The 16,749-nt window shown below is 73.3% G+C and carries 15 protein-coding genes; 10 read left to right on the forward strand and 5 right to left on the reverse strand.

Annotated elements, in window-relative coordinates:
* Positions 1-148: 148 nt before the first annotated feature.
* Entirely contained in the window at positions 149-1,162 is a 1,014-nt protein-coding gene (gene argF, locus ACIGO8_RS25225) for an ornithine carbamoyltransferase (RefSeq protein ID WP_399734864.1), read from the forward strand.
* A 30-nt stretch (positions 1,163-1,192) separates the two neighbouring features.
* Here argF and ACIGO8_RS25230 read toward each other — a convergent pair whose 3' ends face one another.
* Complete coding sequence (locus ACIGO8_RS25230; RefSeq protein ID WP_399734867.1) at positions 1,193-1,651, reverse strand: ATP-binding protein; 459 nt, start codon at positions 1,649-1,651, stop codon at positions 1,193-1,195.
* Positions 1,652-1,898: 247 nt separating this feature from the next.
* Between ACIGO8_RS25230 and ACIGO8_RS25235 the strand changes: the two genes are divergently transcribed.
* The 4 genes from ACIGO8_RS25235 to ACIGO8_RS25250 all read left to right on the forward strand — a co-directional run bounded on the left by ACIGO8_RS25235 (position 1,899) and on the right by ACIGO8_RS25250 (position 6,082).
* Positions 1,899-2,726, forward strand: a complete 828-nt coding sequence (locus ACIGO8_RS25235) for an enoyl-CoA hydratase family protein (RefSeq protein ID WP_399735072.1) — start codon at positions 1,899-1,901, stop codon at positions 2,724-2,726.
* On the forward strand, positions 2,711-5,332 hold the full coding sequence (locus tag ACIGO8_RS25240; protein ID WP_399734870.1) for a bifunctional salicylyl-CoA 5-hydroxylase/oxidoreductase: 2,622 nt from the start codon (positions 2,711-2,713) through the stop codon (positions 5,330-5,332). Before ACIGO8_RS25235 ends, ACIGO8_RS25240 begins: the two co-directional genes overlap by 16 nt.
* 64 nt (positions 5,333-5,396) lie before the next feature.
* A complete protein-coding gene (locus tag ACIGO8_RS25245) occupies positions 5,397-5,696 on the forward strand; it encodes an ArsR/SmtB family transcription factor (protein WP_399734873.1) in 300 nt (99 codons plus the stop codon).
* On the forward strand, positions 5,693-6,082 hold the full coding sequence (locus ACIGO8_RS25250; RefSeq protein WP_399734875.1) for a VOC family protein: 390 nt from the start codon (positions 5,693-5,695) through the stop codon (positions 6,080-6,082). Before ACIGO8_RS25245 ends, ACIGO8_RS25250 begins: the two co-directional genes overlap by 4 nt.
* Before the next feature lie 50 nt (positions 6,083-6,132).
* Here the strand turns inward: ACIGO8_RS25250 and ACIGO8_RS25255 are convergent, their stop codons facing one another.
* Together ACIGO8_RS25255 and ACIGO8_RS25260 are read right to left on the reverse strand one after the other, a co-directional pair.
* A complete protein-coding gene (locus ACIGO8_RS25255; protein WP_399734878.1) occupies positions 6,133-6,939 on the reverse strand; it encodes a PaaX family transcriptional regulator C-terminal domain-containing protein in 807 nt (268 codons plus the stop codon).
* Between the two features lie 4 nt (positions 6,940-6,943).
* Complete coding sequence (locus tag ACIGO8_RS25260; protein WP_399734880.1) at positions 6,944-8,602, reverse strand: AMP-binding protein; 1,659 nt, start codon at positions 8,600-8,602, stop codon at positions 6,944-6,946.
* Between the two features lie 161 nt (positions 8,603-8,763).
* Here ACIGO8_RS25260 and ACIGO8_RS25265 point away from each other — a divergent pair, with 161 nt between their 5' ends.
* The 3 genes from ACIGO8_RS25265 to ACIGO8_RS25275 all read left to right on the forward strand — a co-directional run bounded on the left by ACIGO8_RS25265 (position 8,764) and on the right by ACIGO8_RS25275 (position 12,244).
* The gene (locus tag ACIGO8_RS25265; RefSeq protein ID WP_399734883.1) at positions 8,764-10,170 is read left to right on the forward strand and encodes an acyl-CoA dehydrogenase family protein; all 1,407 of its coding nucleotides are present in this window, start codon (positions 8,764-8,766) and stop codon (positions 10,168-10,170) included.
* On the forward strand, positions 10,167-10,565 hold the full coding sequence (locus ACIGO8_RS25270; RefSeq protein WP_399734886.1) for a RidA family protein: 399 nt from the start codon (positions 10,167-10,169) through the stop codon (positions 10,563-10,565). The genes ACIGO8_RS25265 and ACIGO8_RS25270 overlap by 4 nt, the downstream gene beginning before the upstream one ends.
* 125 nt (positions 10,566-10,690) lie before the next feature.
* Entirely contained in the window at positions 10,691-12,244 is a 1,554-nt protein-coding gene (locus ACIGO8_RS25275) for an MFS transporter (RefSeq protein ID WP_399734890.1), read from the forward strand.
* A 3-nt stretch (positions 12,245-12,247) separates the two neighbouring features.
* On the opposite strand, the gene ACIGO8_RS25280 is transcribed toward ACIGO8_RS25275, so the two are convergent.
* Positions 12,248-13,039: an excalibur calcium-binding domain-containing protein gene (locus ACIGO8_RS25280; protein ID WP_399734893.1), complete on the reverse strand. Its 792-nt coding sequence runs from the start codon at positions 13,037-13,039 to the stop codon at positions 12,248-12,250.
* Between the two features lie 171 nt (positions 13,040-13,210).
* Here ACIGO8_RS25280 and ACIGO8_RS25285 point away from each other — a divergent pair, with 171 nt between their 5' ends.
* Positions 13,211-13,966 carry a hypothetical protein gene (locus ACIGO8_RS25285; protein WP_399734896.1) on the forward strand — a complete coding sequence of 252 codons (756 nt, stop codon included), beginning with the start codon at positions 13,211-13,213 and terminating at the stop codon, positions 13,964-13,966.
* A gap of 203 nt (positions 13,967-14,169) precedes the next feature.
* On the opposite strand, the gene ACIGO8_RS25290 is transcribed toward ACIGO8_RS25285, so the two are convergent.
* A complete protein-coding gene (locus ACIGO8_RS25290; RefSeq protein WP_399734899.1) occupies positions 14,170-14,628 on the reverse strand; it encodes a hypothetical protein in 459 nt (152 codons plus the stop codon).
* Positions 14,629-15,063: 435 nt separating this feature from the next.
* Here ACIGO8_RS25290 and ACIGO8_RS25295 point away from each other — a divergent pair, with 435 nt between their 5' ends.
* A complete protein-coding gene (locus ACIGO8_RS25295; RefSeq protein ID WP_399734902.1) occupies positions 15,064-16,536 on the forward strand; it encodes a sugar transferase in 1,473 nt (490 codons plus the stop codon).
* Positions 16,537-16,749 lie beyond the last annotated feature (213 nt).

Below are 16,749 nucleotides of genomic sequence, written 5' to 3' on the forward strand. Positions count from 1 at the left end.
GGCCGGACGGTGCGAGGGCGCGGGCGCCGCGGGCCGCGCGAGGCGGTGACGGCGACCGGACGGCAGGGGGCTGTATAAGAATTCTGGATTACGTATACTTTCAGAGTCCTCGTCGCCCGACGCGTCCGACCGCACCCCAGGAGCGCCCATGGCCACCGACCTCACCGGCCGCCACTTCCTCAAGGAGCTGGACTTCACCGCCGAGGAGTTCCGCGGCCTGATCGCGCTCGCCGCCGAGCTCAAGGCGGCCAAGAAGGCCGGCACGGAGGTCCAGCGGCTGCGGGGCAGGAACATCGCCCTGATCTTCGAGAAGACCTCCACCCGCACCCGCTGCGCCTTCGAGGTCGCCGCCGCCGACCAGGGCGCCGCCACCACCTACCTCGACCCGGCCGGCTCCCAGATCGGCCACAAGGAGTCGGTCAAGGACACCGCCCGGGTGCTCGGCCGGATGTTCGACGCCATCGAGTACCGCGGCGACAGCCAGGCGAACGTCGAGGACCTGGCCGCCTACTCCGGCGTGCCCGTCTACAACGGGCTCACCGACGACTGGCACCCCACCCAGATGCTCGCCGACGTCCTCACCATGACCGAGCACAGCGCCAAGCCGCTCGACGAGATGGTCTTCGCCTACCTCGGCGACGCGCGCTTCAACATGGGCAACTCCTACCTCGTCACCGGCGCCCTGCTCGGCATGGACGTCCGGATCGTGGCCCCGAAGGCCTACTGGCCGGGCGAGCCGGTCGTCGCCGAGGCGCGCCGCCTCGCCGAGGCGAGCGGCGCGACGATCACCCTCACCGAGGACATCCCGGAGGGCGTGCGCGGCGCCGACTTCGTCATCACGGACGTGTGGGTCTCCATGGGCGAGCCCAAGGAGGTCTGGGACGAGCGGATCGCCGTCCTCGGCCCGTACGCCGTGACCATGGACGTCCTGCGGGCCACCGGCAACCCGGACGTGAAGTTCCTGCACTGCCTGCCGGCCTTCCACGACCTCGGCACCGCCGTCGCCCGCGACATCCACGCCCGGCACGGCCTCACCGAGCTGGAGGTCACCGACGAGGTCTTCGAGTCGGCCCACTCGGTCGTCTTCGACGAGGCGGAGAACCGTATGCACACCATCAAGGCCGTCATGGTCGCCACCCTCGGTGCCCCCGCCGCGCAGTAGCCCGCGCCCGGGGCCGCGCCCGGACCCGGCTCAGCGCCGCCGCTGGGCCGGTACGGCCGGGAGCGTGAACCAGACCGCCTTGCCGTGCGGGGTGGGGCGGTGGCCGCAGTCGCTGCTCAGGGCGCGGATCAGCAGCAGCCCGCGGCCGTGCTCCTGCCAGGGGTCGACCGTGCCCGGCTCGGGGCAGATCAGCTCCTCGGTGGCCGGCGGGCGGCCGTCATGGACCTCGATGTGGCAGCCGCCGGACATCGGGAAGAGTTCCACGACCAGTTCGATCGGGCCGTGGCCCGGCGTGTGCTCGACGGCGTTGGCCACGAGCTCGGCGGTGAGCAGCTCGGCCGTGTCGCTGTCGGCGGCGGCCTGCTCCGGGCCCTCGATGGCCGCGAGGGCACTGCGGACGAGGGAGCGGGCGATCGGTACGGCGGCCGTGGTGTGCGGCAGCTCGACGCGCCAGGAGGCGGGGCCTGGGGCTCCTGAGGCTTCGGACACGGCGGGATTCCGTTCGGGCTCGGCAGGGATATGGGGAGCGTCGTTCCGGTTTTAACCTTACGGACTCGAAAATCCGGGGACAGAGGCGGTCGCCCGCCTCCGCCGGGACCTTGGGTCCGCTGTGTCCCGGGACCAAGGGGCGGGACCGAGGGCTATCGCGTACTCGTGACGGCGGTCACAGATGAGTGATACCCTCATCGAGGTGATGCCGTACCCGTACGTGCACACAACAGGGAGGTTCTCCCGGATGAGCCCCTTCACCGGCTCCGCGACCCGCACCGCACGCTGGCGGCACCTGCGCCTGGCGGTCGACGACGGAGTCGCCACGATCACCCTCGCCCGCCCCGAGAAACTCAACGCCCTCACCTTCGGCGCCTACGCCGACCTGCGCGACCTGCTCGCCGAGCTGTCCCGCGAGCGCTCCGTCCGCGCGCTGGTCCTCGGCGGCGAAGGGCGCGGCTTCTGCTCGGGCGGCGACGTCGACGAGATCATCGGCGCCACGCTCTCCATGGACACCGCCCAGCTCCTCGACTTCAACCGGATGACCGGCCAGACCGTCAGGGCGCTGCGCGAATGCCCCTTCCCGGTGATCGCCGCCGTCCACGGCGTCGCCGCCGGCGCCGGCGCGGTCCTCGCCCTCGCCGCCGACTTCCGGGTCGCCGATCCCACCGCCCGCTTCGCCTTCCTCTTCACCCGCGTCGGGCTCTCCGGCGGCGACATGGGCGCCGCCTATCTGCTGCCGCGGGTCGTCGGCCTCGGCCACGCGACCCGGCTGCTCATGCTGGGCGACCCGGTCGGCGCCGCCGAGGCCGAGCGCATCGGCCTGATCAGCGAGCTGACCGAGGAGGGCGCCGCCGACACCCGGGCCGCCGCCCTGGCCCGCCGGCTCGCCGAGGGCCCCGCCCTCGCCCACGCCCAGACCAAGGCCCTGCTCACCGCCGAGCTCGACATGCCGCTGGCCGCGTCGGTCGAGATGGACGCGGCCACCCAGGCGCTCCTCATGCACGGCGAGGACTACGCCGAGTTCCACGCCGCCTTCACCGAGAAACGCCCGGCCAAATGGCGGGGGCGGTAACCGTGCGGCCCCCGGCCCAGCCTCCCCGGCCCCCGGCCGGCCCTCCACGGAGCCCGGCCCAGCCTCCGCGGAGCCTGGCTCAGCCTCCCCGGCCCCCGGCCCAGCCTCCGCGGAGCCTGGCTCAGCCTCCCCGGCCCCCGGCCCAGCCTCCGCACAGCCCCCAGCCGCACCCGCACCACCCCCGCCCGCTCTCGCCGGACACCGCCCCGCACCGCCCGCTGCCGCCGGAGCCCGCCGGCCCGCCCCGCCTGCTCGCGGCGGAACCGGCCCCGGACCCGGCCCGTGCGCCGTACCGCGTCCCGGAGCCACGGCCCGCCGCCGCACCGCTGCGCGTCGCCGTCATCGGCGGCGGCCCCGGCGGCCTCTATGCCGCCGCGCTCCTCAAGCGCGGCGACCCGGCCCGCGAGGTCACCGTCTGGGAGCGCAACGCGCCCACCGACACCTTCGGCTTCGGCGTCGTCCTCTCCGACGAGACCCTCGGCGGCATCGAGGAGGCCGACCCGGCGGTGTACGCCGCCCTGCGTGCCGAACTCGTCCACTGGGACGACGTCGACATCGTCCACCGCGGCCACCTCCTCACCTCCACCGGCCACGGCTTCGCCGCCCTCGGCCGCCGCCGGCTCCTGGAGATCCTGCACGCGCGCTGCACCGGCCTCGGCGTCCGCCTCCGCTTCCGCACCGAGGCGCCGCCGGCCGCCGAACTCGCCGCCACGCACGACCTCGTCGTCGCCGCCGACGGTGTGCACAGCCGCACCCGCGAGGCCTACGCCGACGTCTTCCGGCCCCGCCTCACCACCCACCGCTGCCGCTACGTCTGGCTCGCCGCCGACTTCGCCCTCGACGCCTTCCGCTTCGAGATCGCCGAGACCGAGTACGGCGTGATGCAGCTCCACGCCTATCCCTACGCGGCCGACTCCTCCACCGTCATCGTCGAGATGCGCGAGGAGGTCTGGCGGGCGGCCGGCTTCGACGAGCTCGACGAGGCCGAGTCCGCCGCCCGCTGCGCCAAGATCTTCGCCGAGGCGCTGCGCGGCCGCGCCCTGCGGTCCAACAACTCCGCCTGGACCGCCTTCCGTACGGTCGTCAACGACCGCTGGTCCCACGTTCCGGGCGGCGGCCCGAGCGGCGGGTCCCGCGGCGGCATCGTCCTGCTCGGCGACGCCGCCCACACCGCGCACTTCTCCATCGGCTCCGGCACCAAGCTCGCCGTCGAGGACGCCGTCGCCCTCGCCGCCCACGTCGACGCCCGGCCCGGCGGCCTCGCCGAGGCGCTGGCCGGCTACGAGGCCGAGCGCCGCCCGCTCGTGGAGTCCACCCAGCGGGCCGCCGTCGCCAGCCTGCGCTGGTTCGAGGACCTGGCCCGTCAACTCGACCGGCCGCCCAAGCAGTTCGCCTTCAACCTGCTCACCCGCAGCCGGCGCGTCACCCATGACAACCTGCGGCTGCGCGATCCCGCCTTCACCGCCTCCGTCGAGGCCGAGTTCGGCTGCCCGCCCGGCACACCGCCGATGTTCACGCCCTTCCGGCTCGGCGGCCTCACCCTGCGCAACCGGGTCGTCGTCTCGCCCATGGACATGTACGTGGCCGAGGACGGCGTTCCCGGCGACTTCCACCTCGTCCACCTCGGCGCCCGCGCCCTCGGCGGCGCCGGACTGGTCATGACCGAGATGGTCTGCGTCAGCGAACGCGGCCGGATCACGCCCGGCTGCACCGGCCTGTGGACCGAGGAGCAGGCAGATGCCTGGGCCCGCATCACCGCTTTCGTCCACGCCCAGGCGCCCGGCACCGCGCTCGGCGTCCAGCTCGGCCACTCCGGCCGCAAGGGCTCCACCCGCCGCATGTGGGAGGGCATCGACCGACCGCTGCCGGACGGCAACTGGCCCCTCGTGGCCGCCTCCCCGCTCCCGTACCGCGCCGGCGTCAACCAGACCCCTCAGGCCCTCGACCGGGCCGGACTCACCGCGGTCCGCGAGGAGTTCACGGCCGCCGCGCGGCGCGCCGCCCGGGCCGGCTTCGACCTGCTCGAGCTCCACTGCGCCCACGGCTATCTGCTCTCCGGCTTCCTCTCGCCGCTCACCAACCACCGCACCGACGCCTACGGCGGCGACCTCGCGGGCCGGCTGCGCTTCCCGCTGGAGGTGTTCGACGCGGTACGGGAGGCGTGGCCGGCCGACCGGCCCATGACCGTGCGCATCTCCGCCACCGACTGGGCCGACGGCGGCACCACCGCCGACGACGCCGTCGAGATCGCCCGCGCCTTCGCCGCCCACGGCGCCGACGCCCTCGACGTCTCCACCGGCCAGGTCGTCCCCGACGAGCGCCCCGAGTTCGGCCGCTCCTACCAGACGCCCTACGCCGACCGGATCCGCTCGGCGCTCGGCGTCCCGGTGATCGCGGTGGGCGCGATCTCCTCGTGGGACGACGTCAACTCCCTCCTCCTCGCCGGCCGCGCTGACCTCTGCGCCCTGGCCCGGCCCCACCTCTACGACCCGCACTGGACCCTCCACGCCGCCGCCGAGCAGGGCTACGAAGGCCCCGGGGCGCCCTGGCCGGCGCCGTACCGCGCGGGCAGCCGCCGCCCGCCGACGGGCCGCAAGGACGTCTGAGCGGGCCGCCCGGCCCCGAGTGATCCACTTGATAGGCAAGTCGACGCTTGCCTATGGTGGAGGAGTGGCGGACGACGACGACCTCTTCAAGGCGCTGGCCGACCCCACCCGCCGGCTCATCCTCGACGGACTGGCGGAGCGGGATGGCCAGTCCCTCTTCGAGATATGCGCCCGGCTCGCGACCCGGCACGGCCTGGCCATTTCACGGCAGGGCGTCAGCCAGCACCTCGCCGTCCTGGAGACCGCCGGACTGGTCCGCAGCCGGCGCGAGGGCCGCTACAAATTCCACGACCTGGACACCGGGCCCCTCGACGGCATCGTGACCCGGTGGATCAGACCCCACACCCCGGAGGGCACCTCATGAGGATCAACCTGACCAGCGTCTTCGTCGACGAGCAGGACAAGGCCCTGCGCTTCTACACCGAGGTGCTCGGCTTCGTGAAGAAGACCGACGTCCCGATGGGCGAGTACAGCTGGCTGACCGTCGTCTCGCCGGAGGAGCCCGACGGCGTCGAACTGGTCCTGGAGCCCAACCAGCACCCCGCCGCCAAGGCCTACCAGGACGCCCTGGCCGCCGACGGCATCCCGGTGAACTCCTTCGCGGTCGAGGACGTCCGCGCCGAGTACGAGCGCCTGCGCGCCCTCGGCGTGCGCTTCACCCAAGAGCCCGTCGAGATGGGCCCGGTCACCACCGCGATCCTCGACGACACCTGCGGCAACCTCCTCCAGATCGCCGAGTACAAGGACTGACGCGGCAGGGCCGCTGCCGCCGTCCGCGCGCCGGCAGGGCCCCTGCCGCCTCACATCCGCACGAACTCCGCGCCCCGCGCGTGCAGCAGCTCGTGGAGCGCCGCGAACACTTCCGCCGACCGTGTGCCCGGCCAGTTCTCCGGCAGCAGTTCGAGCGGCAGCACCGGGTCCGCGTACGGGAGGCGGCGCCAGGAGTCGAGGGCGAGGAGGTAGGCCCGGTAGGCCTCCTCAGGCCCGCCCGGCTCCGTCGACCAGGCGCGCAGCACCGGCTCGTGGGCGTCCAGGAACTCCTCGTGCAGCTTGGCGATCGACGGCAGGTCCCACCAGCGGGCCACCGACTCGGCCGTGGGCGCGAAGCCCAGGTGGTCGCCGCGGAACAGGTCCACGTACGCGGCGAGCTCCAGCCGCTCAAGGGTGTGCCGGGTCTCCTCGTACAGCCGGGCCGGGGCGATCCACACGCCCGGCGCGGCCGTGCCGAAGCCCAGCCTGGCCAGCCGCGAGCGCAGCAGATGACGCTTGTGGCGCTCGGCCTCGGGCACGGAGAACACCGCCAGCACCCAGCCGTCCGACAGGGCCGGTACGGTACGGGCGTAGATCCGGCGGTCGCCGTCGTCCAGGAGCATCCGCGCGTCGTCCGACAGCGCGTAGCCGGCGGCGCCGTCCGCCGTGCGCCGGGCCAGCAGCAGCCCGCGCCGCTTCAGCCGGGACACCGACGAGCGCACCGACGGCGCGTCCACGCCGAGCACGCCGAGGAGCCTGATCAGCTCCGCCACGGGCAGCGGCGCGCCGTCCGGCGACCGGCCGTACGCGCCGTACAGGGAGACGATCAGGGATCGGGGAGTGTGCTGCTCGGCCACGTGATCACTTTAGGGTGCCCGGTCCCGCCGCGTCGTCCCGCAGCCGGAAGCGCTGGAGCTTGCCCGTCGCCGTGCGCGGCAGCGCGTCCAGGAAGACGATCTCCCGCGGCGACTTGTACGGGGCCAGCCGGGCCCGTACGAAGGCCCGCAGCGCCGTCGCCGTGCCCGCGTCGCGCGGCACACCGTCCCGTACGACGGCGTACGCGACGACGACCTGGCCGCGCAGCGCGTCGGGCCGGCCGACGACCGCCGCCTCGACGACGTCCGGGTGGGCGAGGAGCGCCTCCTCGACCTGCGGGCCCGCGATGTTGTACCCGGCCGAGATGATCATGTCGTCGGCGCGCGAGACGTAGCGGAAGTAGCCGTCCGGTTCGCGCACATAGGTGTCGCCGGTGAGGTTCCAGCCGTCGTGGACGTACTCGGCCTGACGAGGGTCGGCGAGATAGCGGCAGCCCACCGGGCCGCGCACCGCGAGCAGGCCCTCCTCGCCGTCCGGCAGCTCCGCGAGCCCGCCCGTGCCGTCGCGGCCCACGATCCGCGCCTGCCAGCCCGGGACCGGCCGGCCGGTGGTGCCGGGGCGTATCTCGCCGTCGGCGGCCGATATGAAGATGTGCAGCAGCTCGGTGGCGCCGATGCCGTTGATCAGCTTCAGGCCGGTCCGCTTGCGCCAGGCCTCCCAGGTCTCGGCCGGCAGGTTCTCGCCCGCCGAGACGCAGCGGCGCAGCGAGCCGAGGTCGTGGTCGTGCCCGGGCTTGTCGAGCTCCTCCAGCATCACCCGGTAGGCGGTCGGCGCCGTGAAGAGCACCGACACCCGCTCGCGCTCGATCGCGGCGAGCAGCTGCTGCGGCCCGGCCTGCTCCAGGAGCACCGCGCACGCCCCGGCCCGCAGCGGGAAGACCACGAGCCCGCCGAGGCCGAAGGTGAAGCCGAGCGGCGGCGAGCCGGCGAAGACGTCGCCGGGCTCCGGGCGCAGGACCTGCGCGGAGAAGGTGTCGGCGACGGCGAGCACGTCCCGGTGGAAGTGCATGCAGCCCTTGGGGCGGCCGGTGGTGCCGGAGGTGAAGGCGATCAGCGCCACGTCGTCGGCGGCCGTCGGCACCGCCTCGTACCGGTCGGGCTTGCCGGCGGCCAGACCGAGCAGGTCGTCCGGGCCGTCGCCGCCGAAGGGAGTGACGCGCAGTCCCGGCACCCGGGCCGCGGTCAGCTCGCTGACGGAGCGGACGTCGCACAGCGCGTGGGTGCACCGGGCCATCTCGCTGATCACGGCGAGCTCGCCCGCGCGCTGCTGGGCGAGGACGGTGACGGCGATCGCGCCCGCCTTCATCACGGCCAGCCAGCAGGCCGCGAGCCAGGGCGTGGTCGGGCCGCGCAGCAGCAACCGGTTGCCGGGACGGACGCCGAGGTCGTCGGAGAGGACGTGGGCGATCCGGTCGACCCGCTCGCGCAGTTCCCCGTACGTCCAGACGCCGCCGTCGCCGTCGCGGAACACCTCGCGGTGGGCGCCGAACCGTTCCACCGTGCGGTCGAGCAGTTCGGCGCCGCAGTTGAGCCGGTCGGGGTACGCGAGGGAGGGCAGCTCGAAGAGGAGGTGCGGCCACTGCTCCGCGGGTGGCAGATGGTCGCGGGCGAAGGTGTCCAGATGGGCCGAGGGCGTCAGCTCCATACGTCCGTCCCCCTGTCGGGTGGGGTCGTCGAGACCGGCGGAGTGGGGTCGACCGTGGCCCAACGAGCGTATCGTGATGGTGACGACAGTCAACGGTTCGCGATACTCGCGAGGAAAACTCGCCGGCGGCGCCCGCGGGGCGCCAGAGAGGGCCACCACACATGGCCGCATTCTCGCTCGATCCGGAACAGATCACCTGGTGTGCGCGACTGCGCGAGCTCGCCGCGGAGCACCTGAGGCCGCTCGCCGCGAAAGGCGAACCCGGCCGCGTCAACCGCCCGCTCGTCGCCGCCCTCGGCGAGCACGGACTGATCGCCCGCCTCTTCGACTCCGGCGCGCTCGACCTGTGCCTCATGCGCGAATCCCTCGCCCAGACCTGCACCGAGGCCGAGACCGCCCTCGCCCTCCAGGGCCTCGGCGCCCACCCGGTCGCCGCCTTCGGCACGCCCGCCCAGCGCGCCCGCTGGCTGCCCGAGGTCACGGCAGGCCGGGCCGTCGCCGCCTTCGCCCTCTCCGAACCGGGCGCGGGCTCCGACGCCGCGGCCCTCGCGCTGCGGGCCGCACCGGACCCGGCGACGGGCGGCTGGCGGCTGTACGGCGAGAAGCGCTGGATCTCGAACGCGCCGGAGGCGGACCTGGTGACCGTGTTCGCCCGAACGGGCGAGGGACAGGACGCGGCGGACGGGTCCGGGGTCGGGGTCGGGGTCGGGTCCGCGGACGGGTTCCGGGCCGGGGCCGGGTCTGCGGACGGGGCCGGAGCCGGGGCCGGGTTCGCGGCCGGCTCCGGGGCCGCAGCCAGGGCCGGAGCCGGGGCCGGGTTCGCGGAGGCGGCCGGGTCCGCGGACGCGTCCCGGGGTGCCGCGGGGGACGGCTCCGGTGCGGGGCGCGGAGCCCGGGGAGTCACCGCCTTCCTTGTGCCCGCCGGGCGGCCGGGGCTCGGCGGGGAGGCGCTCGACATGCTCGCGCCGCACGCGCTCGGCAGCCTCGTCTTCGACGGGGTGCCGGTCGGGCCCGAGGACGTGCTCGGCGCACCGGGCGAAGGCTTCCGGGTCGCGATGACCACGCTCAACCTCTTCCGGCCCAGCGTCGGCGCCTTCGCCGTCGGCATGGCGCAGGCCGCCCTCGACGCCACCCTCGCCCACACCGCCGCGCGTCCCGCCTTCGGCGGCGTCCTCGCCGACCTCCAGGCCGTCGCCCACCAGGTCGCCGAGATGGCCACCCGCACCGAGGCCGCCCGGCTGCTCGTGTACGCGGCGGCCGAGGCGTACGACCGCGGCGACCCGGACGTCCCGCGCCGCGCCGCGATGGCCAAGCTGCTGGCCACCGAGACCGCGCAGTACGTCGTCGACGCGGCCGTCCAGCTGCACGGCGCCCGCGCGCTCCAGCGCGGACACCTGCTCGAACACCTCTACCGCGAGGTGCGGGCGCCCCGGATCTACGAGGGAGCGACGGAGGTGCAGCGCACGATCATCGCCAAGGAGCTGTACCGCCGCCGGACACCCCAGGCCCCGCGACCACCGCAGCCGCACCCACAGCCGCAGCCCTTCACGGCAGGAGACCCCGTATGAGCCTCCACCGCCACAACCCCGCCGAACTCTCGCCGCCCACCGGCTTCAGCCACGCCGTCACCGCCACCGGCACCCGCCTGGTCTTCCTCGCCGGACAGACCAGCCTCGACCGCGACGGCAAGGTGACCGGCGAGACACTGCCCGAGCAGTTCGAGACCGCGCTCGCCAACCTGCTCGCCGCCCTCCGCCACGCCGGCGGCTCGCCCGCCGACCTCGCCCGCGTCACCGTCTACGCCACGGACGTCGCCGACTACCGCCACCACGCGCACGAACTCGGCCGTATCTGGCACCGGTTGGCGGGCCGCGACTATCCGGCGATGGCCGTGATCGGAGCCGTACGCCTGTGGGACGACCAGGCACTGGTCGAACTCGACGGCTTCGCGGTCCTCGACTGACGGGGCCGGGGGAGCGGGTGACCGCGCCCCACCGCCCTTGATCAACTGGTCCCCGCCGGAGGCCGGGCTTAGTGTCGAAAGGTGGACTGACCGGCCCATTCCCTCAGGTGAGGGCGCGATGCGCCATGAGTACCTCCAAGCCGACGACCTCGCAGAAGACCGCCGCCCCGAAGCCGGGCGGCGAAGGCAAGGGCATCGCCCTCTTCGTGATCGCCTCCTGCCAGCTGATGGTCGTCCTCGACATCACCATCGTGAACATCGCGCTCCCGCACATCCAGAGCGCACTCGACTTCTCGACCACCAGCCTCTCCTGGGTCGTCAACGCCTACACGCTGACCTTCGGCGGTCTGCTGCTGCTCGGCGGCCGCGCCGGTGACATCCTCGGACGGCGCCGGGTCTTCATCTTCGGCGTGCTGCTCTTCGGACTCGCCTCGCTGCTCGGCGGATTCGCCCAGGAATCCTGGCAGTTGCTCGCCGCCCGTGCGCTCCAGGGCGTCGGCGGAGCCATCGCCTCGCCGACCTCGCTCTCGCTGATCACCACCACCTTCGACGAAGGGCCCGAACGCAACCGGGCCTTCGGTGTGTTCGCGGGCGTCTCGGCCGGCGGCGGCGCGATCGGCCTGCTGGCCGGCGGCATCCTCGTCGAATGGCTCGACTGGCGCTGGGTGTTCTTCGTCAACGTGCCGATCGCCGTACTGATCGCCTTCCTCACGCCGCGTCACGTCAAGGAGTCCGAGCGGCACCCGGGCCACTTCGACGTCCTGGGCGCGCTCACCTCGACGCTCGGCATGGTCGCGCTGGTCTACGGCTTCATCCGCGCCGCGCAGGAGGGCTGGCGCGATCCGTACACGCTGGGCTCGTTCGCCGCGGCGGTCGTGCTGCTGGTCGCCTTCATCTTCGTCGAGCGGCGCTCGCGGCAGCCGATCACCCCGCTGCACATGTTCGCCGACCGCAACCGGGCGGGCACGTACGGGATCATGCTCTGTCTGGCGGCGGCGATCTTCGGGATGTTCTTCTTCCTGACGCTCTTCGTGCAGACCGTCCTGGACTTCAGCCCGCTGCAGGCCGGCCTCGCCTTCCTGCCGGTCAGCGCGGTGATCGCGGTACTGGCCGGCGTCACCTCCCAGTTCCTGCCCAAACTCGGGCCGAAACCCTTCATGGTGATGGGCTCGGTCTGCCTGGCGGCCGGTCTGTCCTGGCTGACGCTGACCGACGTCCACTCCACCTATCTCGGCAGCATCCTCGGACCGATGCTGGTCCTGAGCGCGGGCATGGGCATGATGTTCGTGTCGCTGACCCTGATGGCCCTGTCCAACGTCGCTCCCCAGGAGGCGGGCGCCGCCTCCGGCCTCCTCAACGCGACCCAGCAGGTCGGCGGCTCGCTCGGCCTGTCGATCCTGGTCACGGTCTTCGGCACGGCCAGCCGCAACGAGGCCGACGAGCAGGTGCCCGCCTTCCTCTCCCAGGCCGGCCCGCTGGAGAAGGCCCAGTTCGCGAAGACGGGCCAACTCCCGCCGCCCTGGGGCGACCAGGTCCTCACCAGCGGCGTCACCGCCGGCTTCATCGTGGCCGCCGCCTTCGCGATCCTGGCCTTCGTGATCTCCCTCGTCGTCATCAAGGTCCGCCCCTCCGACATCGAACGCCTCAAAGGCGGGGGCATGATGCCGGGGGCCGGCTGATCCTCATCCCTCGCAGCCGACGCCGTCGCCGTCCCGGTCGAGGTGGCGCGCGTAACCCGGGTCACCCCGGTGGATGGGCGCGGCTCCGGCGGCCCGGACGGCGGTGCAGTTCTCGTAGTACACGTCCCCGCCTCCGCTCCCGCCGGACGTGTCGTCGGTGACAGCCGGCTCCGGAGCGCGGGTGGGGGCCCGCGTCGGTGTCGGCTTCGGCCGGGGCTTCGGGGTGGGCTTGTGCAGCAGCTCGCTGGGCGACTTCGGGCACGGCACGCCCGGCTCCGTCACGTACACCACCGGCGTCATCGAGGTGACCGGCTGTCCGGCGTCGGGACGCTGGAAGCACACCAGCCAGTCGTCGTGCTCGGCGGCCAGCTGCACGTCCTTGTACGCGGCGTACACCCGGCCCTGGTTCTCGGCCAGCACGCCCTGCGCGTCCGCGTACGTGCCGCCGAGGAGCGCGGGCATCGCGGCCGTCTCGGTCTCCGTCGGCGTGGGCGTGGGCGTGGGCGTCGGGGACTCGGTGGCCGTCCGCGTGGCGGTGGGCCGCGGCGCCGGCTTGGCGTCGTCGCCCTTCGGTTCCCCTCCGGAGTCGCCGAGCAGCGCGGCGAGGAACCACAGTCCGGCGAGGACGGTCGCGACGGTCTTCTGCCGCTGACTCCACAGGCTCGTCCACGTCAGGACGATGCCCACCGGAGGAACGAGCACCAACAGCACGATGATCAGGGCCGGATGCTGCCACCACCGCCGTACGCGAACGGGTACGGGCGGATACGGATACGGATGCGGCGGCGGGTACACGGTGCTCTCCCTGGGACGTGACGCGTGAGCTGAGTGGGCAGGAGCGTACACATCTTCTTCACCTGGGTTACAGGCTTGTGGTGAATTCGTGTACGGCCAACTGGCCGACGGCGCAGGTGTGTCGGCGCTACGCTGCGGCCACTGCGTCTTCACGATCAGGGAGCCGTCCTCGTGCGTCACCGTTTCCTCGCGGCCGTCGTCCTGCTCGCCGTCGCCGGTGGTGCCGCGTGCGCCGCCCCGGCCGGGGAGCGGCGGGCCGAGGCGAAGTCCTCGCCCACGGTGCCGGCCACCCGGGAGGCGACCACGCCGGCTCCCGTCCCGGTTCCGACGTCGAGCCCCGCCCCGTCGTCGCCGAAGCCGGCGGTCGAGCCCGCCCTCACGGCCGTCACCGTCGACGACTGGCGCTACGGCTACGCCTGGCGCGGCTTTGCCAAGGACGTCGGAGGCGACGGAGGGCCGTACGACAAGCCGGGCGAGGTGCACGTCACGCTGACGGTGCAGCTGACCGCGACCGACGACCGGCGCCCCGAGGTGCCGGCCCCGAACAGCCTGTGGGTGGGCCAGAATTACGGCTTCGACTTCTTCGTCAGGCCCGCCAGACAGCCCGGCTGCCTGCCGCTTGAGGGCATCGGCCTGTGCGAGCTGTCCGCCGGGCCGTTCTACGCGGGCTGCGAGGAACTGCGCGACGACCGTGACGGCTCCGGGTTTCCCTCGCACGGCTCGCTGGTCATGGGCTGCCGCGTCGACGCCGTGTTCCCGGAGTCGGTGACGGCGCAGGACTTCAGGGTCGCCGTCCGCTACCAGGAGTGCTGCGACTCGGACGCCGAGCACCGGGTGTGGCTCCCGTTCCAGGACCTGCCCCTGCCGCCGCGTCCGGCGGAGCCGCCCACCGACGCCGGGACGAGGCCGGGCATCCGCTACCTCTGACGCGACCGGCACCGCCCCGGGGCGGACATGCGTATGGGCCCGGGAGGACCCGGGCCCACACGGACCTGCTCACGACTCGGCCGGAGAGCCGGCCCTGCCGCTTCATCGGAGACCGTCGTCGCGGTCAGGCATGTCGATCCGCAGGTGCGGGAGGAGCGAGGCCGCCCTTGCGGCCCGCGGGGAGCTCCCGCACCTGTGCGGCGTCAGGCGGTGCCGCCGCCGTTGTACGGGCTGGGGATGAAGCAGAAGTCGATGTGGCTGAGCGCGAAGTACTGGCCGTTCTGCGCGTTGACCGGGGCGTGCAGCAGCGCGTCCGACGAGATGCCGTTGGGGAAGCCGTGCGCCGCGTCGTAGTCGTAGCGGTTCTGGTTGGTGCCGCCCTTGGCGTAGACCGTACGCGCGGCCATCTCACCGTTGACCGAGAAGCTGAAGGTCTGGTTGCTGCCGGTGCCCACGACGGTGATGCTGACCGTCCCGTCGCCCGGGATGTCGTACACCACGGTCCCGGGCACGAAGGTGGTCTCCTCGACCCGCAGGGGCGTCTCGCCCGCGGCGCACACCGGTCCCCCACCGGGGAACGGGATCTCCACGGGCTGCACGCCCGCCTCGCTCGGCGCACCGGCCGCCGCGGACGCGGGTCCGGCGACGAAGCCGACGGCCATGGCGGCCGCGAAGCCGGCGCCGGCGAGGCGCGCTCCCCATCTCGCTCGGCGGGACTGGGACGTTGCACGGGTAGCTACTCGCATAACGAGTACTCCTCCTTGTTTTCTGGGGGTGAATCAGAGCTTGGGCCCTGCGGACTCGCGCGCCGATTTCTCCGACATTCGAGAGGAGGCGGCCGTCCGATCCGGGGCGTCCTGACATTTACATAATCGGACCGTCACCGCGCGCTACGACTCGTCGTTCCTACGCCATCCGGCTCTGAACAGCGGCCGAATGTGTGGGGCGCCCTCGGGACGCGCACGCGTCGGGCGCGCTCGGAAAATAGGACGGGCATCTTCTGTGATTGATATAAGGGTCGTACGAGGCGTGTGACTGCTTGTGCTCCCCGCCGCAGCCGCGCCCCCCACCGCTTTCATCGGGTCCCAGGGAGATCCATGCGGCAGTCCATCGGCGCCGCCTCACGGCAGGCGCCCCCTTCCACGCCCCGCGCGGCGATCTCGCGCAGAAGACCCAGTGCGGCCCGGTACGTACGGGCCGCGTTCCTCGCCGACGCCGCCGGAGTGATGGTGACGACGGCGTTGACACTCTCCGTGACCGGAGCGGCCCGGCCCGTGCCGCAGGCGGCGGTGATCACCGCCGTCTGGCTGCTCGTGGGTGTCGCCGCGCGGCGGTACGCCCCCTGGGCGTGGGACGAAGGTGCCCCGGTCGGCCCCGTCGTGCGCGACTGGCTGGTGCTGCTCGGCGTCCTGGCCGCTCTGCGCGCCGCGTACGGCCTCGGCGGCGCGCCCGCCGCCACGCTCGCCGCGCTCTGCCCGTCGCTGCTGGTCACCGTGGTCTGCCGGAAGGCGGTGCACCGGCTCCTGCTGGCCGCGCGCCGGCGGGCCCGGGCGCTGCGGCGGGTCCTCGTCGTCGGCGAGGTCACCACGGTGGACGCCGTGGTCGGGCAACTGGCCGAACGGACCGACCACGGGTACGTGGTGGTCGGGGTCTGTGTGGTGGGCGAGGGCGAGGTGCTGTCCGGTGTACGGGTGTGCGCGCGGCTCCGGGCCGGCGGACCGCCCGCCCTCGACGAGGACGCCACGTCAGTGTCGGACGCGGTCGAGTCACTCGGCGCCGACCTGGTCTTCGCCGCGACGAGCGAGCAGCTGTTCGGGGAGCGGCTTCGCCGGCTGTCCTGGGCCCTGCACGAGCGGGACTGTCCGCTGATGGTCCTGCCGGGCGTCAGCGAGGTGGCCCGGCGCAGGGTGCGGGTCACCTCGGCGGCCGGACTGACGATGCTGCAGATCGCGCCGCCGACCCGCCGCGGTGTGCCGACGCTGCTGAAGACCGCCACCGACCGGGTGGGCGCGCTCCTGCTGCTCGTCGCGATCGCCCCGCTGTTCGCGGGCCTGGCGCTGGCCGTGCGCGTCAACTCGCCCGGGCCCGTGATCTATCGCCAGACGCGGGTCGGGCGGAACGGCACGACCTTCCGCATGTGGAAGTTCCGGACCATGGTGCACGGCGCCGACCGGATGAAGAGCGACCTGGCGGCGGCCAACGAGCACGACGGCCACATGTTCAAGATGCGCCGGGATCCCCGCGTCACACCGGTCGGCCGCTTCCTGCGCCGCTACTCCCTGGACGAACTTCCGCAGCTGGTCAACGTCCTGCTGGGGCACATGTCGCTGGTAGGCCCGCGCCCGCCGCTCCCGGAGGAGGTGGCCCGCTACGACCAGGTGGAGATGCGCCGCCTGAGCGTCAAGCCCGGCCTCACGGGCCTGTGGCAGGTGAGCGGCCGGTCGGACCTGTCCTGGCACGAGACCGTGTCGCTCGACCTGCGGTACGTGGACAACTGGTCCTGGACCTGGGACATGGCGGTCATGGCCCGCACGGTCCGCGCCGTCCTGGTCGGACGCGGCGCCTACTGACCGCCCGGCTGCGGCAAGCGGGTCGTCCTGTGACCCGTACGGCGACAACACACCGATATGTGGCGGACCGTGCCGGATGTTCGGGGAAAGATCCCGTCCCGTCCGGGCATTTCGCCGACCCTCAGGTGAGGACCACGCCATGGCAGTCACCGCAGCACCGTCGGACACCAGCGACCACACGGCCGGAGCCGGTCGCACCGTCCGGTCCGGCCC

It is taken from the genome of Streptomyces sp. NPDC053493 (genome assembly GCF_044544825.1).
Classification (GTDB): Bacteria; Actinomycetota; Actinomycetes; order Streptomycetales; family Streptomycetaceae; genus Streptomyces.